At 60.8% G+C, this 25888-nt stretch carries 20 protein-coding genes and 7 pseudogenes; 12 read left to right on the top strand and 15 right to left on the bottom strand.

Annotated features, from left to right (window positions below):
- Nucleotides 1-5 precede the first annotated feature (5 nt).
- Nucleotides 6-805 (bottom strand): annotated as a pseudogene (locus LJU32_08900) (ATP-binding cassette domain-containing protein).
- Nucleotides 806-1077: 272 nt separating this feature from the next.
- On the opposite strand from LJU32_08900, the gene LJU32_08895 reads away from it, so the two are divergent.
- From LJU32_08895 to LJU32_08850, 10 genes and pseudogenes are all read left to right on the top strand, one after another.
- Nucleotides 1078-2052 carry a KpsF/GutQ family sugar-phosphate isomerase gene (locus LJU32_08895; protein WKV90289.1) on the top strand — a complete coding sequence of 325 codons (975 nt, stop codon included), beginning with the start codon at nucleotides 1078-1080 and terminating at the stop codon, nucleotides 2050-2052.
- Nucleotides 2052-2576: an HAD family hydrolase gene (locus tag LJU32_08890; protein ID WKV90288.1), complete on the top strand. Its 525-nt coding sequence runs from the start codon at nucleotides 2052-2054 to the stop codon at nucleotides 2574-2576. Before LJU32_08895 ends, LJU32_08890 begins: the two co-directional genes overlap by 1 nt.
- An 8-nt stretch (nucleotides 2577-2584) precedes the next feature.
- A pseudogene (gene lptC, locus LJU32_08885) lies at nucleotides 2585-3156 on the top strand (LPS export ABC transporter periplasmic protein LptC).
- Nucleotides 3143-3688 carry a lipopolysaccharide transport periplasmic protein LptA gene (gene lptA / locus LJU32_08880; protein ID WKV90287.1) on the top strand — a complete coding sequence of 182 codons (546 nt, stop codon included), beginning with the start codon at nucleotides 3143-3145 and terminating at the stop codon, nucleotides 3686-3688. The pseudogene lptC and the gene lptA overlap by 14 nt, the downstream one beginning before the upstream one ends.
- Complete coding sequence (lptB, locus tag LJU32_08875; protein ID WKV90286.1) at nucleotides 3688-4413, top strand: LPS export ABC transporter ATP-binding protein; 726 nt, start codon at nucleotides 3688-3690, stop codon at nucleotides 4411-4413. The genes lptA and lptB overlap by 1 nt, the downstream gene beginning before the upstream one ends.
- 166 nt (nucleotides 4414-4579) lie before the next feature.
- The gene (locus tag LJU32_08870; protein WKV90285.1) at nucleotides 4580-6070 is read left to right on the top strand and encodes an RNA polymerase factor sigma-54; all 1491 of its coding nucleotides are present in this window, start codon (nucleotides 4580-4582) and stop codon (nucleotides 6068-6070) included.
- Between the two features lie 73 nt (nucleotides 6071-6143).
- A complete protein-coding gene (gene raiA, locus LJU32_08865) occupies nucleotides 6144-6452 on the top strand; it encodes a ribosome-associated translation inhibitor RaiA (protein ID WKV90284.1) in 309 nt (102 codons plus the stop codon).
- Nucleotides 6453-6464: 12 nt separating this feature from the next.
- Nucleotides 6465-6928: pseudogene (gene ptsN / locus LJU32_08860) on the top strand (PTS IIA-like nitrogen regulatory protein PtsN).
- 2 nt (nucleotides 6929-6930) lie between these two features.
- Nucleotides 6931-7788: an RNase adapter RapZ gene (rapZ, locus tag LJU32_08855; protein WKV90283.1), complete on the top strand. Its 858-nt coding sequence runs from the start codon at nucleotides 6931-6933 to the stop codon at nucleotides 7786-7788.
- Between the two features lie 15 nt (nucleotides 7789-7803).
- Nucleotides 7804-8079, top strand: a complete 276-nt coding sequence (locus LJU32_08850) for an HPr family phosphocarrier protein (protein WKV90282.1) — start codon at nucleotides 7804-7806, stop codon at nucleotides 8077-8079.
- A 94-nt stretch (nucleotides 8080-8173) separates the two neighbouring features.
- Here LJU32_08850 and LJU32_08845 read toward each other — a convergent pair whose 3' ends face one another.
- From LJU32_08845 to pmbA, 6 genes and pseudogenes are all read right to left on the bottom strand, one after another.
- On the bottom strand, nucleotides 8174-9067 hold the full coding sequence (locus LJU32_08845) for a ZIP family metal transporter (GenBank protein WKV90281.1): 894 nt from the start codon (nucleotides 9065-9067) through the stop codon (nucleotides 8174-8176).
- Between the two features lie 29 nt (nucleotides 9068-9096).
- Nucleotides 9097-9707 (bottom strand): annotated as a pseudogene (locus LJU32_08840) (superoxide dismutase).
- A 1-nt stretch (nucleotide 9708) separates the two neighbouring features.
- Nucleotides 9709-10149 carry a hypothetical protein gene (locus LJU32_08835; GenBank protein WKV90280.1) on the bottom strand — a complete coding sequence of 147 codons (441 nt, stop codon included), beginning with the start codon at nucleotides 10147-10149 and terminating at the stop codon, nucleotides 9709-9711.
- 27 nt (nucleotides 10150-10176) lie between these two features.
- Complete coding sequence (locus LJU32_08830; GenBank protein WKV90279.1) at nucleotides 10177-11553, bottom strand: class II fumarate hydratase; 1377 nt, start codon at nucleotides 11551-11553, stop codon at nucleotides 10177-10179.
- Nucleotides 11534-11941 carry a FagA protein gene (locus LJU32_08825; protein ID WKV90278.1) on the bottom strand — a complete coding sequence of 136 codons (408 nt, stop codon included), beginning with the start codon at nucleotides 11939-11941 and terminating at the stop codon, nucleotides 11534-11536. The genes LJU32_08830 and LJU32_08825 overlap by 20 nt, the downstream gene beginning before the upstream one ends.
- 240 nt (nucleotides 11942-12181) lie before the next feature.
- Nucleotides 12182-13534, bottom strand: coding sequence for a metalloprotease PmbA (gene pmbA, locus LJU32_08820; protein WKV90277.1), 1353 nt, complete (start codon nucleotides 13532-13534; stop codon nucleotides 12182-12184).
- 102 nt (nucleotides 13535-13636) lie between these two features.
- On the opposite strand from pmbA, the pseudogene LJU32_08815 reads away from it, so the two are divergent.
- Nucleotides 13637-14160: pseudogene (locus LJU32_08815) on the top strand (ribosome-associated protein).
- 51 nt (nucleotides 14161-14211) lie between these two features.
- Here LJU32_08815 and tldD read toward each other — a convergent pair.
- The 8 genes and pseudogenes from tldD to mreB all read right to left on the bottom strand — a co-directional run bounded on the left by tldD (nucleotide 14212) and on the right by mreB (nucleotide 25378).
- Nucleotides 14212-15654, bottom strand: a complete 1443-nt coding sequence (gene tldD / locus LJU32_08810) for a metalloprotease TldD (protein WKV90276.1) — start codon at nucleotides 15652-15654, stop codon at nucleotides 14212-14214.
- An 11-nt stretch (nucleotides 15655-15665) separates the two neighbouring features.
- Nucleotides 15666-16520, bottom strand: a complete 855-nt coding sequence (locus LJU32_08805) for a carbon-nitrogen hydrolase family protein (protein WKV90275.1) — start codon at nucleotides 16518-16520, stop codon at nucleotides 15666-15668.
- A gap of 58 nt (nucleotides 16521-16578) precedes the next feature.
- Nucleotides 16579-20381, bottom strand: a pseudogene (locus LJU32_08800) (TIGR02099 family protein).
- Nucleotides 20382-20456: 75 nt separating this feature from the next.
- A complete protein-coding gene (gene rng / locus LJU32_08795) occupies nucleotides 20457-21914 on the bottom strand; it encodes a ribonuclease G (GenBank protein ID WKV90274.1) in 1458 nt (485 codons plus the stop codon).
- 58 nt (nucleotides 21915-21972) lie between these two features.
- Entirely contained in the window at nucleotides 21973-22569 is a 597-nt protein-coding gene (locus LJU32_08790; protein WKV90273.1) for a Maf-like protein, read from the bottom strand.
- Nucleotides 22570-22606: 37 nt separating this feature from the next.
- Nucleotides 22607-23098 (bottom strand): rod shape-determining protein MreD, encoded by a 492-nt coding sequence (gene mreD, locus LJU32_08785; GenBank protein WKV90272.1) that lies wholly within the window; start codon nucleotides 23096-23098, stop codon nucleotides 22607-22609.
- Nucleotides 23098-24201, bottom strand: a complete 1104-nt coding sequence (gene mreC, locus LJU32_08780; GenBank protein ID WKV91069.1) for a rod shape-determining protein MreC — start codon at nucleotides 24199-24201, stop codon at nucleotides 23098-23100. Before mreC ends, mreD begins: the two co-directional genes overlap by 1 nt.
- Before the next feature lie 140 nt (nucleotides 24202-24341).
- A pseudogene (gene mreB, locus LJU32_08775) lies at nucleotides 24342-25378 on the bottom strand (rod shape-determining protein MreB).
- A gap of 210 nt (nucleotides 25379-25588) precedes the next feature.
- On the opposite strand from mreB, the gene gatC reads away from it, so the two are divergent.
- A complete protein-coding gene (gene gatC / locus LJU32_08770; protein WKV90271.1) occupies nucleotides 25589-25876 on the top strand; it encodes an Asp-tRNA(Asn)/Glu-tRNA(Gln) amidotransferase subunit GatC in 288 nt (95 codons plus the stop codon).
- Nucleotides 25877-25888: the final 12 nt, after the last annotated feature.

Below are 25888 nucleotides of genomic sequence, written 5' to 3'. Positions count from 1 at the left end.
GCGCTTCCCAGAAGATCTGCGCGGTAATCCGTCGCTGGAAAGTGATACGGCACCGGGCCATCGGGATCGCCGGTCATGAACTGGCGGATACGCGGCTCATCCGAATTCATCAGCTCATCCGGCGTGCCCTGCCCCAGCACCTGACCATCGCCCACTACATAGATGTAGTCGGCAATGCTCGCGGTTTCCGCCAGATCGTGAGACACCACGATGCTGGTAATGCCCAACGCATCGTTGAGCAGACGGATCAGGCGCACCAGCACGCCCATGGCGATCGGGTCCTGGCCCACGAAGGGCTCGTCGTACATGAGAATCTGCGGATCGAGGGCTATCGCCCGGGCCAGCGCCACGCGGCGCTTCATGCCGCCGGACAGTTCGTCCGGCATCAGCTCGATGGCGCCACGCAGCCCCACGGCCTGCAGTTTGAGCAGGACGATGTCGCGGATCATGTCTTCCGGCAGCTGGGTGTGCACCCGCAGCGGAAAGGCCACGTTCTCGAACACATCGAGGTCGGTGAACAGCGCACCGCTCTGAAACAGCACGCCCATGTGCTTGCGCGCATCGAACAGATCACTGCGCGACAGCGTCGGCAGGTTCTGCCCGTTGACCCAGACTTCGCCGCTGGACGGCCGCAACTGCGCGCCCATCAGGCGCAACAGCGTGGTCTTGCCGCAGCCGGAAGGCCCCATGATGCCGGTGACCTTGCCGCGCGGTATGCGGATATCGACGTTATTGAAAATGCTCCGCGCACCGCGCTTGAAGGAGACTCCTTCAGCTCGACCGCGTAGGCGTTATCGGCACTCATCTAAACTCCTTGCGATGCAGCCTCTCACTGGGATGCCAGACTTTCCTCGGAAACACCTGCATCCCGGGCAGGCCGAACTGGCGGCGAACTATATCACTGCAAAGGCTGAGCGCCCAAGCGAGAACCCGGCCAAGATCGCCGACTGAAGAGGGCCTGAGCGAGTTTCAGAGGGTTTTGGTAACCAGTAATGACAAAGCACGTCGAACTTGCGTGAGGCTTTGCCACATAACCGCTATAATCGCCGCCTTTTCATCGGCCCATACGATTCTGACATGAGCAAAACCCGCGACCTGATTCAATCGGCACAACGCACCATCCGCCTCGAAGTGGAAGCCGTCCAAGGCTTGATGGCCCATATCGACGCCGATTTCGTACGCGCTTGCGAGATGATTCTGGCCAGCAAGGGCCGTGTGGTCGTGGTCGGCATGGGCAAATCCGGGCACATCGGCAACAAGATCGCCGCCACCCTCGCCAGCACCGGCACTCCGGCGTTTTTCGTGCATCCGGCCGAAGCCAGCCATGGCGACATGGGCATGATTACCCGCGACGACGTGATTCTGGCCCTGTCGAACTCTGGTTCGACCAATGAAATCGTGACGCTGCTGCCGCTGATCAAGCGCTTGGGCATTCAACTGATCAGCGTCACCGGCAACCCGCAGTCGCCCTTGGCGAAGGCTGCCGAGGTCAATCTCAATGTGCATGTCGAGCACGAAGCCTGCCCGTTGAATCTGGCACCGACTTCTTCTACTACTGCTGCGCTGGTCATGGGCGATGCCCTGGCCGTGGCGCTGCTGGAAGCTCGTGGTTTCACTGCTGAAGATTTCGCGTTCTCGCATCCGGGCGGCGCCCTTGGCCGTCGCCTGCTGCTGAAAGTGGAAAACGTCATGCACGCCGGGCAAGAGCTGCCGCAGGTACAACGCGGCACCCTGCTCAAGGACGCACTGATGGAAATGACCCGCAAAGGCCTAGGCATGACCGCTATCCTTGAAGCCGACGGCAAGCTCGCCGGGATCTTCACTGACGGTGATTTGCGCCGCACCCTGGATCGCGCCATCGACATCCGCAGCGCCACCATCGATCAGGTGATGACCGCCCACGGCAAGACCGCCCGGCCCGACATGCTCGCCGCCGAAGCCCTGAAAATCATGGAAGACCATCGAATCAACGCCCTGGTAGTCGTCGACGAGGAGGATCGCCCGATCGGCGCCTTCAACCTCTCCGATCTGCTGCGCGCAGGAGTCATGTAATGAGCAACGATCTGCTGCAACGCGGCAAAGCGATCAAACTGGCAGTTTTCGATGTCGACGGTGTGCTCACCGACGGCCGCCTGTACTTCCTCGAAGACGGCAGTGAGTTCAAGACCTTCAACACCCTCGACGGCCAAGGCATCAAGATGTTGATGAATGCCGGCGTACAAACCGCAATCATCAGCGGTCGCAAGACCCCGGTGGTCGAGCGCCGCGCGAAGAACCTCGGCATCCCGCATCTGTTTCAGGGGCGTGAAGACAAACTGGTGGTGCTCGACGGCCTGCTCGCGCAACTGGGCCTAAGCTATGAAGAAGTCGCCTATCTCGGTGACGATCTGCCAGACTTGCCGGTAATCCGCCGTGTAGGGCTGGGCATGGCGGTGGCCAACGCTGCCGATTTCGTCCGCGAACACGCCCACGGCGTTACCCGCGCCCGTGGCGGCGAAGGTGCCGCCCGCGAATTCTGCGAATTGATCCTGCGCGCCCAGGGCCGCCTCGAAGCGGCCAACGCCGCGTACCTGTGAGCCTGACCATGTTTAGCAAAAAGTTTCGCAACTTCCTGCTGTTCGGCTGCATCGCGGCGATTTTCGCTGCGGTCGGCTACTGGAACATCAGCCCGGAACGCTTCCTCGACAAGCCACCGGTTTCGGCTGCCGAGAATCCGATCGACTGGTACGCGACCAACACGCATACCATTCAGTACCTGCCCGACGGCAAGGTGCAGTACGAGATGACTTCCGACAAGGCCGAGCACGTCAAGGCTACCGACATCACCCTGGTGACCAAGCCTGACCTGAATATGTATCGCGGCACCGACTTCCCTGGCACGTGACCAGCGAACGCGGCGAAGTGAACTCGGGCGGTACCGAAGTGGAATTGATCGATTCGGTCCGTGTGCAGCGCACCGATGAGAAAAAGCGCGGCACGCTGATCACCAGCACGCGCATGACCGTGTTCCCGCAGCAGGAATATGCGCAGACTGCGCAACCCGTTAGAATCGAGGGCGCTGGTGGCGTATCGACTGGCGTCGGAATGAAAGCGTACCTGAAGGACAGCAGGATACACCTGCAATCGAACGTAAGAGGACAGTATGAGGCTCGTTAAAACCCTCCCTATTTTGCTCAGTCTGGGCGCAGCACTGGGAAGCGCGAGCGCCTGGTCCCTGCCGAACGATCAGCAGCAGCCTATCCGCATTCAGGCCGACGACGCCCAACTGGACGACAAGAATGGCATCGCCACCTATAAAGGTGACGTGATCATTACCCAGGGTTCGATGATCGTTAAAGGCAACACCGTGACCATGACGCGCGCGCCCAATGGCGACATCGACGTGGTGACCTCGGTGGGCAACCTGGCTTACTTCGAGCAGCTGCAGACCCAGGGCGACGCCAACCCGGTCAAGGGCTACGGCGTGACGATTCAATACCACGCCCAGCAGAACCGGGTGGTGCTGATCGACAAGGCCAAGGTTATCGACAAGGATAACAACGTCACCCAGGGCGAAAAAATCGTCTACGACACCGTGAAGAAACTGGCCAGCGCCGGTCGCGCCACGGGCAGCAAGGTCACCGAATCGCGTCCGCGCATTGACATGGTGATCCAGCCGAAGAAGAAAACCGAAGAGAAATCCCAGTAATGGCAACTCTGAAAGCTCAGCACCTGGCCAAGGCCTATAAAAGCCGCCAGGTCGTGCGTGACGTCAGCCTGTCGATCGACAGCGGGCAGATCGTCGGCTTGCTCGGCCCGAACGGCGCCGGCAAGACGACGTGCTTCTACATGATCGTCGGCCTGGTGCAGGCCGATCAGGGCCGTGTGCTGATCGATGACCTGGACGTCAGCCACCAGCCGATGCACGGCCGCGCCAAGGCGGGTATCGGCTATCTGCCGCAAGAAGCGTCGATCTTCCGCAAACTGTCGGTTGCCGACAACATCATGGCGATCCTCGAGACGCGTCCGGAACTGGACAAGGCCGGTCGTCGCAAGGAGCTGGAAAGCCTGCTGCAGGAATTCCACATCAGCCACATCCGCGACAACCTTGGCATGAGCCTGTCCGGTGGTGAGCGTCGCCGGGTGGAAATCGCTCGTGCGTTGGCGACTGCGCCGAAATTCATCCTGCTCGACGAACCGTTCGCCGGTGTCGACCCGATCTCGGTGGGCGACATCAAGCAGATCATTCACCACCTCAAGGCCAAGGGCATCGGTGTGCTGATCACCGACCACAACGTCCGCGAGACACTGGATATCTGCGAAACCGCTTACATCGTCAACGACGGTCAATTGATCGCTGAAGGCGATGCCGAGACCATCCTGGCCAACGATCTGGTCAAGGAAGTGTATCTGGGTCACGAGTTCCGCCTGTAAGCGCGACAGCGCTGTATCGATTCAAGGCGCATTTATCCGCTTTAATTGTTACAGCGCTCTAGGCAAACACTTCAGTTTCAGGCATATAATTTGCTTAAGTTTGGCGCTTCGGCGCCCTGTAGTGGATGGCGCAAAGCGCCGGCGAATAAGGTGTTAAGCCCCTGCCATGAAACCATCGCTAGTCTTGAGAATGGGCCAGCAGCTGACGATGACGCCGCAGCTGCAACAGGCCATCCGTCTGCTCCAATTGTCGACCCTGGACCTGCAACAGGAGATCCAGGAGGCTCTGGAATCCAACCCGATGCTCGAACGCCAGGACGAAGGCGACGACTTCGACAACGCCGATCCTCTGGCCGACAACGCCGAACAGAAGCCCGCCGAGATTCAGGAACCCTCCTATCAGGAAACCGCCCCGACGGTGGATAACCTCGAGGATGGCGAATGGAACGAGCGCATCCCCAACGAATTGCCGGTGGATACCGCCTGGGAAGACGTCTACCAGACCAGCGCCAGCAGCCTGCCCAGCAGCGATGACGACGAATGGGATTTCACCACCCGCACGTCCGCCGGCGAGAGCCTGCAGAGCCATCTGCTCTGGCAACTGAACCTGGCACCGATGTCCGACACCGATCGCCTGATCGCCGTGACCCTGATCGACTGCATCAACAATCAGGGCTACCTGGACGAAACGCTCGAAGAGATTCTCGAAGCATTCGATCCGGAACTGGACATCGAGCTCGATGAAATCGAAGCCGTTCTGCATCGCATCCAGCAATTCGAACCCGCCGGGATCGGCGCACGCAACCTCAGCGAATGCCTGCTTCTGCAACTGCGCCAACTGCCAGCCAAGACGCCGTGGCTGAGCGAAGCCAAGCGTCTGGTTACCGATTACATCGACTTGCTCGGCAGCCGCGATTACAGCCAGTTGATGCGCCGGATGAAGCTCAAGGAAGACGAGTTGCGCCAGGTCATCGAGCTGGTGCAGAGCCTCAATCCGCGTCCGGGCTCACAGATCGAATCGACCGAAGCCGAATACGTTATTCCCGATGTGATCGTGCGCAAGGACAACGAGCGCTGGCTGGTCGAGCTGAACCAGGAATCGGTGCCACGTCTGCGCGTCAACGCCCAGTACGCCGGGTTTGTGAAGCGTGCCGACACCAGCGCCGACAACACTTTCATGCGCAATCAGTTGCAGGAAGCCCGCTGGTTCATCAAGAGCCTGCAAAGCCGTAACGAAACCCTGATGAAAGTCGCCACGCAGATCGTCGAACATCAGCGCGGCTTCCTCGAATACGGCGACGAAGCGATGAAGCCGCTGGTATTGCATGACATCGCCGAAGCGGTCGGCATGCACGAATCAACGATTTCCCGGGTAACCACGCAAAAATTCATGCATACCCCGCGCGGTATTTATGAGCTGAAATACTTTTTCTCCAGCCACGTCAGCACCTCCGAAGGCGGCGAATGCTCGTCCACAGCGATCCGCGCGATCATCAAGAAACTGGTCGCCGCGGAAAATCAGAAAAAGCCGTTGAGTGACAGCAAGATCGCTGGTTTACTGGAGGCACAAGGCATTCAGGTGGCTCGCCGCACCGTCGCCAAGTACCGCGAATCCCTCGGAATCGCGCCTTCGAGCGAACGCAAGCGGTTGATGTAAGCCACGTTACAGCGTTCCAGTGGCAGGCTTTTCGGCCTGCCGCTTTATGCACTGGCAACGAAGGAGAAGCTGTATGCAAGTCAACATCAGTGGACACCAACTGGAAGTGACCCAACCTCTGCGTTCCTACATCGAGGAAAAACTCCAACGACTGGAGCGACATTTCGACAAGATCACCAACGTGCAGGTCACGATGTGCGTCGAAAAGCTGAAGCAGAAGATCGAAGCCACCTTGCATATCCCCGGCAGCGAAGTGGTCGCCAACGCAGAAGATACTGACATGTACGCTGCGATCGACTCACTCACCGACAAGCTGGATCGCCAACTCAAAAAGCATAAGGAAAAGACCCAGAGCCTCCTCCAGGGCGCAACCGGTCGTTAACACCCCTATCCCATGATCCGACTTGAAACCATCCTGACCCCCGGCCGTTCCCAAGTGAACGCGCCGGGCGGCAGCAAGAAAAAGCCCTTGAACAGATTGCCAACCTGATCCACCGCGAAGTGCCGGATCTGGCGATGCAGGATGTCTTCGAGGCGCTGATCGCCCGTGAAAAACTCGGTTCCACCGGTTTCGGCAACGGCATCGCCATTCCCCATTGCCGCCTCAAGGGCTGCACGGCGCCAGTCAGCGCCCTGCTGCACCTGGAAGCCCCGATCGATTTCGACGCCATCGACGGCGCCCCGGTCGACCTGCTCTTCGTGCTGCTGGTCCCGGAGGCCGCGACTGATGCGCATCTGGAGTTGCTGCGCCAGATCGCCAGCATGCTCGACCGCAAGGAAGTGCGCGAAAAACTGCGCAGCGCCGCGAGCAACGAAGCCTTGTACCAGGTTGTACTGGACGAGCAGAACGGGCACTAATCATGCGCTTGATCATCGTCAGTGGCCGTTCGGGCTCGGGCAAAAGTACCGCCCTGAATGTCCTTGAGGACAACGGCTACTACTGCATCGACAACCTGCCGGCTGGTTTGCTGCCGGAACTGGCCGAGCGGGCGCTGATCCACACGGAGCTGGCGCAGCCGCTGGTCGCCGTGTCGATCGATGCACGCAACTTGCCCAGCCATCTGTCACGCTTTCCTGAATTGCTCGAAGACGTCCGTGCCAAACATATCAAGTGCGATGTGCTGTATCTGGACGCCGACGAAGAAACCCTGCTCAAGCGTTTTTCCGAGACCCGTCGTCGTCACCCGTTGAGTAACGCCAATCGCTCACTGGCTGAAGCGATTCACGATGAAAGCGCCCTGCTCGGCCCGATCGCCGATCTGGCCGACCTGAAAATCAACACCACCCATCTCAATCTGTACCAGCTGCGCGACACCCTGAAGTTGCGCCTGTTGAATCAGCCTGAGCCCGGCACGGCGTTCCTGGTTGAATCGTTCGGCTTCAAGCGCGGCATGCCGGTCGATGCCGATCTGGTCTTCGATGTGCGTTGCCTGCCCAATCCGTACTGGAAACCGGAGCTGCGCGCGCAGTCGGGCCTCGATGCACCGGTGGCAGAGTATTTGGCCCAGCAGCCCGATGTCGAAGAAATGTATCAGGACATCTACGCTTATCTGAACAAATGGCTGCCACGTTTCGCCGCGAGCAACCGCGCCTACGTCACCGTTGCCATTGGCTGCACCGGCGGGCATCACCGCTCCGTCTACCTGACCGAACGCCTGGGTCAGGCTCTGCAGAAAACCTTGAAGAACGTCCAGGTTCGCCACCGCGACCTCACCTAAAGGATCCACACCGCGATGCCTGCTCGTGAAATCGAAATCATCAATAAGCTGGGCCTGCATGCCCGGGCATCGGCCAAGTTCGTCGGCGTGGCCGGTCAGTATCCAGACTGCACGATCAGAGTGGGACGCACACCTGAAACGACTGTCGACGGCAAGAGCATCATGGCAATGATGATGCTCGCGGCGGGCAAGGGCACCAAAATTTATTTGAGTACTGAAGGGCATCAAGAGCAGGAAGCCATGGATGCGCTGGTAGCGTTGATCAACAACTACTTCGACGAAGGTGGCTGATAGCCAAAGTCAAAAGATCGCAGCCTGCGGAGCTCCTACAGGAAACGCATTCCAAGGTGGGAGCTGCCGCAGGCTGCGACCTTTTGATCTTCTTTCAACCCAACGCCGTATCCATCACCATCATCAGACAAAACCCGATCAACAAGCCAAGACTCGCCAGTTTGTCATGCCCGTGACGGCGCGACTCCGGGATCACTTCGTGGGTCACTACCAGCAACATCGCCCCGGCCGCCAGTGCCAGCCCCAGCGGCAACAGTACCTGAGCCAGACTCACTAGCCACGCACACAACAGCGCAAACACCGGCTCAACCAACCCCGACGCCGCGCCGATCAGAAACGCCCTGACCCGTGACATTCCTGCCCCGGCCAGCACCAAAGCAATCACCAGTCCTTCCGGCACATCCTGCAGAGCGATGCCCATCGCCAGGCTGTCGGCGTCCGGCATGCCGCCGCCGGCAGATACGCCGACCGCCATACCTTCCGGAATGTTGTGCGCAATGATGGCGAACACGAACAGCCAGATTCGCGGTGGAATCACCGGATGGTCGAGCGTGCCGACGAGCATCTCCGGCGAGGCACCGGAAACCCTGCGATCTACCAGATACAGGCCAAACGCGCCGAGCAGGATGCCGAAACAGATCAGGCCACTGGCAGCCCACGGCGTCAGACCAAGACTTTCGGCCGCAGCAATCCCCGGCACGATCAACGAAAATGCGGTCGCCGCCAGCATCACCCCGGCACCAAATCCCAGCAAGGTGTCGCTGAGTGCCTGCGGCATGCGCCGGATCACCAGCACCGGCACCGCGCCAAGCGCCGTGCCCAATGCGCAGATAGCACCGCCCTGCAAGGCGCGCAACAGCCTCGGTTCCAGATTCAGCCATTGCAAACCGTGGGCGACCAGTAAAGTCATCCCCGCCAACAGCAACAGTGAACCCACCGCGTAACGAAACATGCGCCCGCTGCCAATCGCCAGTGTTTGCGTGCCCATACTCAGCCCTGATTGTTTTTATGGAAGGCTTAAACCAGCGCGGCCTGATAGCGCGCAGCAACTTCCGGCCAGTTGATCACGTTGTAGAACGCGCTGATGTATTCCGGGCGACGGTTCTGGTAGCGCAAGTAGTAGGCGTGCTCCCAGACGTCGAGACCGAGGATTGGGGTATTGCCGTTCATCAACGGGCTGTCCTGATTGCCGCTGCTTTCCACGACCAGTTTTTCTCCGGGGTCACGCTGAGCCACGCCCAACCGCTGCCGAAACGGGTGAGCGCGGCTTTGGTGAAGGCTTCCTTGAAGCTGTCGAGTCCGCCCAGTTGCTCATCAATAGCCGTGGCCAGCGCGCCGTCGGGCTTGCCGCCACCGTTGGGCACCATGACTTCCCAGAACAGCGAATGGTTGGCGTGGCCGCCGCCCTGATTGATCACCGCCGCGCGAAGCTTTTCCGGCAGTTGCTGGACACTGGCGACGAGTTTTTCCACCGGCCATTCAGCAAACTCGGTCCCTTCTACGGCGGCGTTGAGGTTGTTGATGTAGGTCTGGTGATGCTTGGTGTAATGGATCTCCATGGTCTGCGCATCGATGTGCGGCTCGAGGGCATCGTAGGCGTAAGGCAAGGCAGGCAAGGTAAAAGCCATTTCAATGGACTCCATACTGATGAGAATTTGAGGCGCGGCGAGCATTGCCGGTGTCCGGATGCAGCAGGCGCTGGGTGCGCGGGTATTCGCCGTGCTCGCTGATGAAATTCAGCAGTTCGACGTAAGTCTTGCTGCTCTGGCGCAATGCCGCTTCACGCAGGGCCGGACGCAGCCGTTCGTCCTGCATGGTCTGCAACAGGCGTTGGTGGATGGCGCAGAGGTATTCGGCGCTCTCCTCCGGTTGATTCAGGCGCAGATGCAGGTCGGCGAGGTTGTGGTGAGAGACGACGCAGGCCGCCACCGCTTCGTCGGCATCCGCCCAGCGTTCGAACAACACTTGCGCCAGGGCCAGCGCTTGCAGGTAAGCCTCACGGGCGTCGATCAGCTCGCCCAGCATGAAACAGCGATTGGCCCGTTCGATCGTGCGTTTCCAGTGCTCCATGGTGAGCCTCCAAAGCGGTTACGGGGTTTACACGCCGCCGGCGGTGAGTTTCTCGGGGTTGAGCAACTCTGCCAGTTGGCTGCGCGACAGGTCGGTGTGTTCCAGAGCGACGTCGATCACCGCGCGGCCTTCCTTGTAGGCCTGCTTGGCGATTTCAGCGGCTTTCTGATAACCGATGATGGGGTTGAGCGCGGTGACCAGAATCGGGTTGCGCGACAACGCTTCTTGCAGGCGCGATTCGTTGACCTTGAAAGTAGCGATTGCCTTGTCGGCGAGCAGGCGACTGGAGTTGGCCAGCAGTTCGATGCTGCTCAGCAGGTTCTGCGCGATGATCGGCAGCATCACGTTCAGTTCGAAATTGCCGGATTGACCGGCGACGGTGATCACCGAGTCGTTGCCAATCACTTGCGCAGCGACCATCGCGGTGGCTTCCGGGATCACCGGGTTGACTTTGCCGGGCATGATCGACGACCCCGGTTGCAGCGCTTCGAGTTCAATTTCGCCGAGACCGGCCAAGGGACCTGAGTTCATCCAGCGCAGGTCGTTGGCGATTTTCATCAGTGATACTGCGGTGGCCTTGAGCTGCCCGGAGACGGCGACGGCGGTGTCCTGCGAGCCAATCAACGCGAACAGATTTTTGCCCGGAGTGAATTGCACGTCGGTCAGTTGGCTCAGGTGCCGACTGAATCGAGCGGCGAATTCCGGATGCGCATTGATCCCGGTACCCACCGCCGTGCCGCCCTGCGCCAGTGCTTGCAGACTCGGCAGCAAATCCTGCAGATGCGCAATGTTGGCCTTGAGCTGCTGCGCCCAGCCGTTGAGCACTTGGCTCATGCGTACCGGCATCGCGTCCATCAGATGGGTGCGCCCGGTTTTGACGTGGTGATGCACCTGCTCGGCCTTGCGCTCGATGACCTGGACCAGATGCAACAGCGCCGGCAGCAGTTGTTCATGCAGCACTAGCGCGGCGCTGACGTGGATGGTGGTCGGGATGATGTCGTTGCTGCTTTGCCCGCAATTGACGTGATCGTTGGCGTTGACCGGTTCATCGAGCATGCGGCTGGCCAGCGTGGCAATCACTTCGTTGGCGTTCATGTTCGAGCTGGTGCCAGACCCGGTCTGGAAGATGTCCACCGGGAAGTGCTGCATGAAATCACCTTCGAGCAGACCCTGCGCGGCATCACTGATGGCTTTGCCCTGGGCCGCGCTGATCTGGTTCAGCTCGACATTGGCGCGGGCGGCGGCGGCTTTGGCGAGGATCAATGCGCGAATGAACTGCGTCGGCATCGGTTTTCCGCTGATCGGGAAGTTGTCCACGGCGCGCTGGGTCTGCGCGCCATAGAGCGCATCGACCGGCACCTGCAGTTCGCCCATGCTGTCGCGTTCAATACGTGTCTTGGTCATGCGAATGTCCTTGCAGCAAATCAATGAGAGGAATCGACGGTTGCAACTCGCAAGTGGCGAGTTGCCAGGTGTAGCGTTGCCAGCGCCGCACGCGGCATTGGCATAGCGACAGGCGTTCCATTTCACGCAAGGGACGCCAGGCTTGATCGACACAGAGGCTGCGCCAATGCCACGGCAACGCGACATCGGTGGCAGTGTCGAGCAGCAGACGAAAAGACGTTTCGGCGACAGTCCAGGGCGAAATGGCTGTGCAACAGGACAGATAGCGCCCTTCGGCGAGGTAATGTTCGATCAGGCGCGGTTCGTCGGGATCCAGCGCGCAACGGATCTGGCGGCTCATCCAGCGCCAGCTTTCGAGGTAGGGCTGCTCATGCAAGGCAGAACTCATGATCCGGGACTCGTTCGGAGATGAGATTTATTATTAGATGATAATGAGAACCAACACAAGCAGACATGCACGCAATCCGTGGGAGCGGGCTTGCTCGCGAATGCGGTGTGTCCAGCCGGAGATGTTCTGACTGAAAGACCGCATTCGCGAGCAAGCCCGCTCCCACAGGGGATTTATGCAATCATAAAAAAGGCGCACCACCCGATGAGGTGGCGCGCCTTTTTTGTGTAACGGCCGGGGTTAGCTGCCGGCGACAGTCATCCGCTCGATCAACACCGAGCCGGTGCGGATGTTGCTGCGCAGCTCCAGATCATTACCCACCGCGACAATCTGCTTGAACATGTCGCGCATGTTGCCGGCGATGGTCACTTCCTGCACAGCGAACTGGATCTCGCCGTTCTCCACCCAGAAGCCCGCCGCGCCACGCGAATAGTCGCCGGTGACCATGTTCAGGCCATGGCCCATCAACTCGGTGACCAGCAGACCTCGGCCCATGCGCTTCAGCAGCGCTGCCTGATCCTCGTCGCCATGGGTGACGAACAGGTTGTGCACCCCACCTGCGTTGGCGGTGCTCGGCATGCCCAGTTTGCGCCCGGAGTAGGTGCCGAGGATGTATGAGACCAACTCGCCTTTTTCGACGAACGGTTTTGCGTAGGTCGCCAGGCCATCACCGTCGTAGGAAGCACTGCCCATGGCACGCATCAGATGCGGACGCTCATCGATGGTCAGCCATTCCGGGAACAACTTCTGCCCCAGCGTGCCTTCGAGAAACGACGATTTGCGATACAGGCTGCCGCCCGACGCGGCCGAGAGGAAGCTGCCGAACAGGCCACCCGCAAGCTCGGCGGAAAACAGTACCGGCACCTCGCATGTCGGCACCGGCCGCGCGCCCAGACGGCTGGCTGCACGTTGCGCGGCCCGCTGGCCGATGCTCACCGGATCGGCGAGCAGACTGCCCTGACGATTGACGTCATACCAGTAATCGCGCTGCATCTGGCCTTCGGCTTCAGCGATCATCACGCAACTCAGGCTGTGCCGGGTCGATGCGTAACCGCCGATGAAACCATGGCTGTTGCCATAAACCCGGCAGCCCTGATGGGTGCTGAGGGTGGTGCCGTCGGCGTTCTTGATCCGCGCATCGGCGTCGAACGCCGCTGCCTCACAGAGCAACGCCTTCTCGATAGCTTGCTCCGGGGTGATGTCCCACTCGTGAAACAGGTCGAAATCCTGCACATCCCTGGCCATCAATGCGGCGTCGGCGAGACCCGAGGCTTCATCTTCGGAAGTGTGCTTGGCGATGGCCAGTGCTGCTGCGACCGTTTCACGAATCGCCTCCGGCCCGGTGGCCGAGGTGCTGGCCGAGCCCTTGCGCTGGCCGACGTACAGGGTGATACCAAAACCCTGATCACGATTGAATTCAACGGTTTCGACCTCGCGCTGACGCACCGAAGTCGACAGCCCCTGCTCCAGCGACACCGCGACTTCACAGGCGCTGGCGCCCTGGCGCTTGGCTTCGGCGATGATCTGCTCGACCTGTTCTTGCAGTGCCGGCAATGCCTGCGGGCCGACGCTTTGAACTGCACTCATGCTCATCTCCACTCAAATTCTGCTTTCGGCTGGGGTCATCGAGCGACCGGGCCGGACAAGCGGCCCCCGACTGGTTATCATGGCGGCGTTTCTTTGCGGACTGCCACCATGGTTGATTCTTACGACGACTCCCTCGATACGGGAGAAAAAGCAAATCTCAGGTCAAACGCGAGCTGCATGCGCTGGTTGACCTCGGCGAGCGCCTGACCACACTCAAGCCTGATCTGGTCGCCAAACTGCCGTTGACCGACGCTTTGCGCCGGGCATTGGCCGATGCGCCCAAGCACACCGCGAACATCGCGCGTAAACGGCATTTGCAGTTCATCGGCAAACTGATGCGCGACCAGGACACTGATGCGATTCTGACTCTGCTCGATCAACTCGATGCCTCCACTCGCCAGTACAACGAGCGTTTCCATAATCTGGAACGCTGGCGTGACCGCCTGATCGCGGGCGATGACGCCGTGCTGGAGAAATTCGTCATCGAGTACCCGGACGCCGATCGCCAGCAATTGCGTTCCCTGATCCGTCAGGCCCAGCATGAGGTTGCGCAAAACAAACCACCTGCTTCGAGCCGCAAGATCTTCAAATACATTCGGGAGCTGGACGAGACTCAACGCGGCCTGCGTTGATAATCGCCACCGGGTGGCCGTCCTGCGCGCCACCCGAAAGCCCCGCCTCTCTTATGCGCCCGTGCCACCCACGGTAATCGCATCGATTTTCAGCGTTGGCTGGCCGACACCCACCGGCACCGACTGCCCATCCTTGCCACACGTACCCACACCGCTGTCCAGCGCCAGATCGTTACCGACCATCGACACCCGGCTCATCGCCTCGGGACCGTTGCCGATCAACGTCGCGCCTTTGACCGGTGCGGTGATCTTGCCGTCCTCGATCAAATAGGCCTCGCTGGTGGAGAATACGAACTTGCCGCTGGTGATATCGACCTGACCGCCGCCGAGGTTGGCGCAGTAGATGCCCTTCTTCACCGAAGCGATGATTTCCGCTGGATCACTTTCGCCACCGAGCATGTAGGTGTTGGTCATCCGTGGCATCGGCAGGTGCGCGTAGGATTCGCGGCGACCGTTACCGGTGCGCGCCACGCCCATTAGCCGCGCATTGAGCTTGTCTTGCATATAGCCCTTGAGTACGCCGTTTTCGATCAGCGTGGTGCACTCGGTCGGCGTGCCTTCGTCATCGACGCTGAGCGAACCGCGACGGCCACTCAAGGTGCCGTCATCGACGATGGTGCAAAGCTTGGAGGCAACCATTTCACCCATGCGCCCGCTGTAGGCCGAGCTGCCCTTGCGGTTGAAATCGCCTTCCAGACCGTGACCGACCGCTTCGTGCAGCAGCACGCCGGACCAGCCGGAGCCCAGCACCACCGGCAAGGTACCGGCCGGCGCCGGAATCGCTTCGAGATTGACCAGTGCCTGGCGCAGCGCTTCGCGGGCGTAGCCCATAGCGCGGTCTTCAGCGAGGAAGTAGCGGTAATCGGTACGTCCGCCGCCGCCATGTCCGCCGCGTTCGCGCCGGCCGTTCTGCTCAACGATGACGCTGACGTTGAAACGCACCAGTGGGCGCACATCGGCGGCCAGACCGCCATCAGTGGATGCCACCAGAATCCGCTCCCAAACCCCGGCCATGCTCACGCTGACCTGCTGAATCCGTGGATCGAGTGCGCGGGTGGCGACGTCGATGCGTTTGAGCAACTCGACTTTTTCCGCGCGGCTGAGCACTTCCAGCGGGTTATCGGGCGCGTACAGTTGCGCGACGTCCTGGCTGGTGAATGCCTGCACGGTGCCGTTCTGCCCGGCACGTGAGATCGAACGCGCGGCGCGGGCCGCTGCACCGAGGGCTTCGAGGGTGATCGCGTTGCTGTAGGCAAAACCGGTTTTCTCACCGGACTGCGCTCGCACGCCGACACCTTGGTCGAGATTGAAGCTGCCTTCCTTGACGATGCCGTCTTCCAGCGCCCACGACTCGGAAATCTGGCCTTGGAAATACAGGTCGGCGGCATCGATGCCCGGCCCGGCCAGATCGCCGAGCACGCCTTGCAGGCTCTCGATCGTGACACCGCCGGGTGCCAACAGGTGATCACTGACTGAGGACAACAACTCGCTCATAGGTTTACGCCTTAAATTCGTAGTTCTGAAGCAGGCCGCTGGGCGCCCTGCGAGAAAAACCGCCGATGACGCGTCACCGGCATGCGCGCCCGGATGGACGCTTGTTCATCGCTGTCGCGGGCGGCCAGCAACACCGCCTCGCCTTGATCCTGCTGGGCCAGCACACGCCCCCACGGGTCGACAATCGCCGCATGCCCGAAAGTCTCGCGTGGCCCCGGATGGCTGCCGCCCTGTGCCGCCGCCAAGATATAACACTGTGTTTCGATGGCCCGCGCGCGGATCAGTACATCCCAATGCGCGGCGCCGGTCACGGCAGTAAAGGCCGACGGTGCGGTAATCAACTCGGCACCGGCGGCACGCAATTCGCTGTACAGCTCCGGGAAGCGCAAGTCGTAACACACGCTCAGACCGAGGCGGCCCACCGGCGTATCCGCCACCACTACATTACCGCCATAAGCATAGTCATCTGATTCACGGTACCGGCCGCGATTGTCGGCGACATCGACATCGAACAGATGCAGCTTGTCATAGCGCGCGACGATCTCGCCGTGTTCGTTGATCAGCAGCGAGCAGGCATTGGCTTTGGCCGTGGGTTGACCCAACGGTGGCAACGGCAATGTACCGGCGACTATCCATAAGGTGAGGTCGCGGGCGACCTGTTTCAACCAAGGCAGGATCGGCCCTTCGCCCAAGGCCTCGGCGCGACCGATATCGGCGACATCACGACGGCCCATGGCGGCGAAGTTTTCCGGCAGCACCGCGAGTTTCGCTCCGCTGGCGGCAGCCTGTTCAAGCAGGCGTCGGGCCTGGGCCAGATTGGCCGGCACGTCGCTCTGGCTGACCATTTGAATCACCGCTAAAGACATGGCGAACTCCCAAAGAGGCATTTGGCCATGCTACTCCATCGCTTCAAGACCGGGCCGCTCAAAAAGGCTTGTCGAAGGTGATTTTCGGCTCTTTCCATGGGCCTTTGACGGTGTACTTGACGCTGGCGAAGCGCGCGACGCGGTCACCGATCAGCTTGTCGATGAGGAACAGCGCGCCGCCGACCGCCGGTGCGCCGACGAGCAGCGCGGCGATCGGCAGGTTGTTGGTCACCGGCAGTGTCACCAGCAATTTCGCATCGACCTTGTCGTCGACCAGATCCAGCGTGCCGTCCAATTCCAGATTGCTTGAAGGCCCGGTCAGGCGAATCGGCTCTCGGGTGACGTAGACGCCATTGTTCGCCACCAGCAGGCCTTTGACCCGATCGTAGCTCAAGCCCTTGCCGAACAGGTCGGAGAAGTCCAGACGCAGGCGCCGGCCGATTGAGTTGAAGTTGAGCAGGCCGAACACCCGCAGCGCCTGCGCGCCGCCCTCCACTTCAACGAACTGGCCCTTGTTCAGCGAGGCGTCAAGGGTGCCGGAGAAGCGCTTGGTCGCCAGCCACGCCGGCGAGCCTGGCCAACGTCCATCGACATCCATGTGGAATTCTTCACTGGTGACGCTCGGCGCAAAGCCCCAGCCCTTGAGCACGTCAGCCAGATTCTTGCCACCGATCCGCCCCTTGTACCAACTGCTGGTCGCACCCGGCGTGCCTTCCCAGCCGCCATTGCCTTGCAGCAGGATGCCCTTGAGGCCCATGTCGAGATTGTTCAGGGCGATGCCTTTGGGGGTCGGTCGCACTTTCAGCGACCAGCCACCGACCAGATCGGGCCCCAGGAACAACTGGTTGAGGGTGATATCCAGGGCCGGGATTTTCGTCGGATCGACCGACGCCAATGGATCGGGCGCATTCTCGTCGGCCTGCACCGCCGGGTCCGGCGCCGGCAATTTCACGTATTGCAGATTCACCGCGATCGGCATGCCCTTGGCGTCCGGCAGGCTGGCCGTGCCCTTGGCCTGCTGGCTGTCGAGGGCCAGATTCCATGCGCCGGGCTTGCGATTGATCTGCACCGAGGCCTGATCCAGTGTAGTGCCGAGCGCGGTCAATTTGCCGACCTTGATGTCAGCGCTGCTGAGCAACTGTTTGGCGCTGCCGCCCGGATCCTGCCCGGCGTATTTATTCGCCAGTTCCTGCCACGGCGCAACGTCCAGCTCTGACAGCACCCCACGAATGCGCAGACCCTTGGCGCCCGGCAACACCGCTTCGCCAGCGCCGAGGAACAGTTCGCCACGGCCATCGGCGAAATTGCTCGGCGGCGCAGCAAAAGTGAAATTGGCCAGTTGATCGTAATTGACCCAGTACCGCCGCTCCTGCCCTTGCAAGGTCATGCGGAACACCGTGTCCCGCCCGACATCGGCGGCCATGCCGAAGGGCGCCGGCAGATCAACGGCCACGCCTTTGAGGCTGGAGCTGACCAGCAACTGGCTGTCGGCCCCGGAAAGATTCAGCTGCAACTGATACGGAATCGTCCCGGACACCGGCAACGGCTGGGTCACGCCCAGCCAGTCGGTGAGCTTTTTCACTTCGACCTGCCCCGACGCCGCCACCCGGGTCTTGATCTGGTTGGCGCTGCCATCGGCGAAGATCTGCGCAGTGACCGGTTTGTCGAAGGCCCGTGCAGAGATGTTCTGGCCGCTGAGGCCTTTGTTACTGTCGAAGCGGAAATCGCCCTTGAGCTGGCTCAGTTCCAGTTTCGGCTCAGCCAGTTTCAGCCGCGCATTGGCGGTCTTGAAATCAACGAGGATTTTCGGCTGTTCGCCCTTGGCCAACGGAATATCCAGTTTGAGCTTGCCGTTCAGATCACCAGCGCCTTCCCAACCGGCGAAGGTTTCGCCAGTGCCGATCGGCGCGTCCTGAAGAATCTTCAAGCCATCGCCCAGGCCACCGGCAAACGCGCCATCGAGCAACAGATGGCTGTTCTGCCCGGCCGGTACGTGAGGAATATTGACGAAGACATCGCTGACTTGGGTATCGAGCAACTGGCCTTTGCTGGCCCAGATTCGCACGCCGCTGTCTTCGATGAACACATCGCCGCTGACCTTGCTCACATGCGGCCAGCCCGGCTGAAAGGCCAGTTCGGCATCATGTACTTTGAAGAACAGGCTGATACTGCGATCAGCCTCGCCGGCATTCTTGCTCAGCGAGCCCTGATACTGGAAGAAGCCCTGATCCACCGCGCCTTTGAGGATCGCTGTGCGCAGCCACTCATCAAGCGCCGGGCTCAACACCGCCGGCAGATATTTCGCGGTATAGCGACCGTCGCCGTCGACCAGACCGACGCGCAGGTCCATGTAGTCTTCCTGGCTATGGTCGAAGTGCAGGCGGATGAGGAAGTCGCCGGCAATCTTGCCCTCCTCGCCCAGCACCTTCAGGTACGGCGCAATCAGGGTGAAGCCATCCTTGTCGAGCTTCCACGTCAGCCGCGCATTGGCCTGCAGGTATTGCCATGGCTTGGCGAAAATCGGATCGAGGTGCAGGACGAAATCCTTGCTGTCGAGGCGCAATTCGCCGCCGTCGAGATTGCCGCTAAGGCTGCCGCTGACATTTCGCGCCGCCGGAGCGCCGTGATAGGCATCGAAACCGACGTTGTCGAGGTTGGCGGCAAAGCCGAATTTGTTGCCGTCGGTGGCGGTCGGACGGAAGTCCAGCAGGACATTGCGCAGTCCGCCGGTGACCTTCAAACGCTCGACCACCGTGGCGAAACTCTGCGGCAGCGGCCCCAGCGCATTGATCAGCGGTGTGATCGGGGTCAGGTCGAGGCGATCGGCCTGCAAGTGCCAGAGCTCTTCCGCCTTGGCGCTCGCCCGGGTCTGCTGTACCTGCACGCGGGATTCCCAGCGGGTTTCGCCAAAACTCATCGCCAGCGAATCAAGAGTGACCTTCACCCCTCGGCGGTGTTGCGGTAATAGGCGTTGAGCGCCAGATTATTGATCTGGATCGGCTTGCGCTCGGCGTAGGCACCAGTCACTTGCGGTGCATTCAGGCGCAACGCAGCGCTCTGCAATGCGCCTTCGGCCCAATCGACCCAGAGTTCGCCGCCGGCCTTGATCTCGGAAAAATTCCATTGCTGGGTCAGGCGTTCGGGGAGCCATTTCGACCAGTCGCTTTGCGGCAGGCTGGCATAACCCTCGATGGCGCTGTTCTGCCATTGATCAGGACGCAATTGGGTCTTCAGGCTCAGCGCCACTGGCTGGCCATCGGGCAGCGTCAGACGCGCGTCGAGACGCTGGCGGCTCGCGCCGGTACGCAGATTGAGGCCGACATAGGTGAGCGTCATGGGCGGGTGGTCGAGCGGTTGCAGGGTCACCTGACTATCGAGCACCGACAGTTGCTTGATCATCTGCGAGCGCTGGAACAGTTGTGCCGCATCGAACGGCTGATCCTTCTGCACCGGCAGACCTTCCAGCGCCCAGGTGCCGTCTTCGGCTTCCTTGAGGCTGATCTTCAAACCATTGAGTTCGATATGTGCGAGGCGCACCTCGCGGGCGAGCACACTGGCCCAGAGGTCCGGTACCACCCGCACACGATCGAGGCGCAGCGCATTGGCTCCGTCGCCGACCATCACGTCGTGGGCCAGCAGAATCGGTGCGAAACCGCTCCAGTTGCCTTCCAGCTCACCGATCTGCAAGGGCATGCCGAGGGCGGCGCTGGCCTTGTCTTCGATGTCGGCGCGGTATTCCGCTACCAGCGGCGTCAGCTCGCGGCCGAGGCTGACGTACAACGCCATCAACACCAGAACCAACGCGCACAGGCCCAGCCCCCAACGGGTGAGTGCGGCCAATATGCGTGTCAGACGTTCCATGTCAGTTGGCTCCCATGGCAAAAATACTGCGAAAAGCTGAGGCCAGCCGCGTTGAATGAAGGGTGATGCAGGGCTTCAGAGCAGCACCACGTCATATTGTTCCTGGGAATACATGGTTTCCACCTGGAAGCGTATGGTGCGGCCGATAAAGCCTTCAAGCTCGGCGACGTTACCGGATTCTTCGTCAAGCAGGCGATCCACCACTTTCTGGTTGGCCAGTACCCGATAACCCTCGGCCTGATAGGCCCGGGCCTCGCGCAGGATCTCGCGGAAGATCTCGTAACAGATGGTTTCGGCAGTCTTCAGTTTGCCGCGTCCCTGACAACTGCTGCACGGCTCGCACAGCACCTGTTCAAGACTTTCACGGGTGCGCTTGCGGGTCATCTGCACCAGGCCCAACTCGGTGATGCCGATGATGTTGGTCTTGGCGTGATCGCGCTCCAGCTGTTTCTCCAGAGTGCGCAGGACCTGCCGCTGATGCTCCTCATCTTCCATGTCGATGAAGTCGATGATGATGATCCCGCCGAGGTTGCGCAGGCGCATTTGCCGGGCAATCGCCGTGGCCGCTTCGAGATTGGTCTTGAAAATGGTTTCTTCGAGATTGCGATGGCCGACGAACGCCCCGGTGTTGACGTCGATGGTGGTCATGGCTTCCGCCGGATCGATCACCAGATAACCGCCGGACTTGAGCGGCACCTTGCGCTCCAGCGCACGCTGGATTTCGTCTTCGACACCGTAGAGGTCGAAGATCGGTCGCTCACCTGGATAGTGTTCCAGACGATCGGCGATTTCCGGCATCAGTTCGGCGACGAATTGCGTGGTTTTCTGGAAGGTTTCCCGCGAGTCAATGCGAATTTTCTCGATCTTCGGATTGACCAGGTCACGCAGAGTACGCAGGGCCAGGCCTAGGTCTTCATAGATCACGCTGGGCGCAGCGATGGTCTTGATCTGCTCGTTGATCTGGTCCCAGAGACGCCGCAGGTAGCGGATGTCCATGAGGATTTCATCAGCGCCCGCGCCTTCAGCGGCTGTGCGCAGAATGAAACCGCCGGCCTCCTTGATACCTTCCTTGGCCACGCAATCGCTGACCACCTGCTTGAGGCGCTCGCGCTCGGCTTCGTCTTCGATCTTCAGGGAAATGCCGACGTGGGCGGTGCGCGGCATGTACACCAGATAACGCGAAGGGATCGACAGTTGCGTGGTCAGACGTGCGCCTTTGGAGCCGATCGGATCCTTGGTGACTTGTACCACCAGGCTCTGGCCCTCGTGCACCAGCGAACTGATGCTTTCCACGGCCGGGCCTTCACGCAGGGAAATTTCGGCGGCATGAATGAAAGCCGCGCGATCGAGGCCAATGTCGACAAATGCTGCCTGCATGCCCGGCAGGACGCGCACGATCTTGCCTTTATAGATGTTGCCGACGATCCCGCGTTTCTGCGTGCGCTCAACGTGGACTTCTTGCAGCACACCGTTTTCGACCACCGCCACGCGCGACTCCATCGGCGTGATGTTGATCAGAATCTCTTCACTCATGGCAGGATCTCGTTCAGGCATGTTCACGATAGTGGCCGCATCTGGATTCGTACGACGCTCAGGGCGTGTTCAGGTTTTGCCAACAGGGTATGCCGAAATGGCCCAACGCCTCGCAGGTTTCGCACAGCGGCAGGCCGACCACCGCCGAATAGCTGCCTTCGAGCCCGGCGACAAACACCGCGCCCAGGCCCTGAATGCCATAGCCGCCGGCCTTGTCGCGCGGTTCACCACTGGCCCAGTAGGCGCCGGCCTCTTCGCGACTGATGGTGCGGAAACGCACGCGGCTGCGCACCACCCGCGACTCGCAGCGCTCACCTTCAAGCACGGCGATGGCGGTCAGCACTTCGTGTTCGTTGCCGGACAACATCATCAGCATGGCGCATGCGTCGGCTTCGTCCACCGGTTTGCCAAGTATTTTGCCGTCGAGCACCACAGCGGTGTCGGCGCCAAGCACGCAGAACGGCTGGCCAGAGACGACCGAGCGGCGCCCGGCCTCAGCCTTGCCACGCGCGAGGCGCTCGACATAGGCCGAAGGGGATTCTTCAGGAAGCGGGGTTTCGTCGATGTCTGCACTGATGGCGGAAAAGCGCACGCCGATCTGCGTGAGCAATTCACGGCGACGCGGTGAGCCGGAGGCGAGGTAAAGCAGTTTCATCAAAACATCTCCCTGTTCAGTGCCCTGCTTCACCGGCTCAATAGATTCTGTAGCGTCGGCACATCCCGCGCAGGGCGAAGCTGACCCACGGCCAGAGCAAGGCACTGACCAGCGCCGGCAAGACCAGCGCCAGGGTTGGCTGACGGTTGCCGGTCAGAGCGCTGAGCCACAGTTGCGCCAATTGTGCGAGGCCGAAGATCACCAGGATCACTAGGCACTGCTGCCACATCGGGAACATGCGCAGGCGCTGCTGCAACGACAACACGAGGAAAGTAATCAGGGTCAGGATCAGCGCGTTCTGCCCGAGCAGGTCGCCCTGCAGGACATCTTCGGCCAGCCCCAGACAGAACGCCGTCACCATGCCGACCGTGTGCGGCATGTACAGCGCCCAAAACGTCACGAGCAAGGCCAGCCACAGCGGGCGAAGGATTTCCATGAAGATCGGCAACGGCGAAACGCTGAGCAGGATGCCGACGAAGAACGTCAGCCAGATCATCCAGCCGTTTCCGGATTTTTTCGCGCCGACCATTATTCTCGTCCCCCGGTAGTCGCTGGCGGTTTCGCCGGTGGTTTGCTGGCGGCCGGCGGTTTGGCAGTGGCCGGAGCGGCAGCGGGCGGCTTGCTCGCGGCGGGCTTGGCTGGCGTGGCGGCAGGCGCTGCGGCTTCAGTGGCCGGCGCTGCGGTAGCGGTCGATGGCGTGGCAGGCATGATCAACGGTTTCGGCACGCTGGCCGGCAACATCGGGCCACCGCCGTGGGCATCGAGTTGCTCCTGGGCCTGGGCCGCGTCATTGGCGCGCTCCTCGGCAGTGCGGCTGTCGCTGAACACCAGCAACAGGTAGCGACTACGGTTCAGGGCAGCTGTGGGCACGGCGCGGACGATAGCGAACGGTTGGCCGGAATCGTGGATGACCTCTTTTACCGTCGCCACCGGATAACCGGCCGGGAATCGCTGGCCGAGGCCGGAGCTGACCAGCAGATCGCCTTCCTTGATGTCCGCCGTGTCGGCGACATGACGCAATTCCAGGCGCTCCGGGTTGCCGGTGCCACTGGCAATCGCGCGCAGACCGTTACGGTTCACCTGTACGGGAATGCTGTGGGTGGTGTCGGTCAGCAGCAGGACACGCGAGGTGTACGGCATCAATTCAACCACCTGGCCCATCAACCCGCGGGCATCGAGCACCGGTTGGCCGAGCACCACGCCGTCGCGCTCACCTTTGTTGATGATGATGCGATGGGTGAAGGGGTTGGGGTCCATGCCGATCAGCTCGGCCACTTCGACCTTTTCATTGACCAGTGCGGAGGAGTTGAGCAACTCGCGCAGCCGAACGTTCTGCTCGGTCAGGGCCGCGAGCTTTTGCATGCGTCCCTGCAACAGCAGGTTTTCGGTCTTGAGTTTTTCGTTTTCGGCGACGAGCTCGGTGCGGCTGCCGAACTGACTGGCGACCCCTTCCCACAAGCGGCCGGGCAGGTCCGTAATCCAGTAGGCATCCATGAGCACCAGCGACGCTTGCTTGCGCGCGGGTTTGAGCAGGTCGAAACGTGCATCGACCACCATCAGTGCGACCGCGAGCACGGCCAGCACCAACAGGCGCACGCCCAACGAAGGGCCTTTGGTGAAAAGCGGTTTAATAAGCCGCTCCTCCCAGGCAAATGTTCTGTTTATTCATACGGCATCAAACCGGCCTGGATGAAGACTGACAGAAGATAAACGCCAACAGGCAGCACTGCAAAGTGCTGCCTGTGCGTTCACCCACGTATTGCATTCGAAGCTTATTCGCTCGAAAGCAGATCCATGGTGTGCTTATCCATCATTTCCAGCGCACGGCCACCGCCGCGAGCAACGCAAGTCAGCGGGTCTTCGGCAACGATCACCGGCAGACCGGTTTCCTGGGCCAGCAACTTGTCGAGGTCACGCAGCAGCGCGCCACCACCGGTCAGCACCAGGCCACGCTCGGCGATGTCGGAGGCCAGTTCCGGCGGCGATTGCTCCAGCGCGCTTTTCACCGCCTGAACGATGGTTGCCAGCGACTCTTGCAGAGCCTCGAGCACTTCGTTGGAGTTCAGGGTGAATGCGCGTGGAACGCCTTCGGCCAGGTTGCGACCGCGAACATCGACTTCGCGTACTTCGCCGCCCGGGTAGGCGGTACCGATTTCCTGCTTGATGCGCTCAGCGGTGGATTCACCGATCAGGCTGCCGTAGTTGCGGCGCACATAAGTGATGATCGCTTCGTCGAAACGGTCGCCGCCGACACGTACGGATTCGGCGTAAACCACACCGTTCAGGGAGATCAGGGCGATTTCGGTGGTACCACCACCGATGTCCACGACCATCGAACCGCGCGCTTCTTCAACCGGCAGACCGGCACCGATCGCAGCAGCCATCGGCTCTTCGATCAGGAACACTTCACGGGCACCGGCGCCAAGGGCCGATTCACGGATGGCACGACGCTCAACCTGGGTGGACTTGCATGGAACGCAGATCAGCACTCGTGGGCTGGGCTGCAGGAAACTGTTTTCGTGAACCTTGTTGATAAAGTACTGCAGCATCTTTTCGCAGACGCTGAAGTCGGCGATCACGCCGTCCTTCATCGGACGAATGGCAGCAATGTTGCCCGGCGTACGGCCAAGCATGCGCTTGGCCTCGGTGCCGACAGCGACGACACTTTCTGGTTACCGTGTGTCCGAATGGCCACAACCGATGGCTCATTCAGGACGATACCGCGCTCGCGCACGTAAATAAGGGTGTTGGCAGTGCCCAGGTCAATGGAAAGATCGCTGGAAAACATGCCACGCAGTTTCTTGAACATGGGAAAGGGACCCTAGGCAACGCGTGGGTAAAAAGTGCGGCAAACTCTAACAACGACAGGGATTTTGGGCAAGGCGCCAATATGTTAAATTGGCCGCTTTTCTGTGCACCAAGCCCCACAATCGCGGCCTTATGACCGTAGAAGTGCGGTAGTGTTCCGACAATCTAACACACGGACGCCGTCCGTTCTGTTTTCCACTGGAGAATCCCGATGGCGCTAGAACGCTCCGACGTGGAAAAAATCGCGCATCTGGCCTGCCTTGGCCTCAACGATGCCGATCTTCCGCACATTACTTCCGCCCTCAACAGCATTCTCGGGCTGGTCGACGAAATGCAGGCCGTTGATACCGACGGTATCGAGCCGCTGGCCCACCCTTTGGAAGCCAGTCAGCGCCTGCGCGCCGACGTGGTAACCGAGACGAATAACCGCGAGGCCTACCAGTCCATCGCACCAGCGGTCGAAAACGGCCTGTATCTGGTTCCGAAAGTCATCGACTAAAGGGAAAGAGCC

The organism is Pseudomonas sp. B21_DOA (genome assembly GCA_030544685.1).
Classification (GTDB): domain Bacteria; phylum Pseudomonadota; class Gammaproteobacteria; order Pseudomonadales; family Pseudomonadaceae; genus Aquipseudomonas; species Aquipseudomonas fluorescens_AO.
Note: the sequence above shows the minus strand (reverse complement) of the source record. Positions and strands in the feature narration are given on the sequence as shown.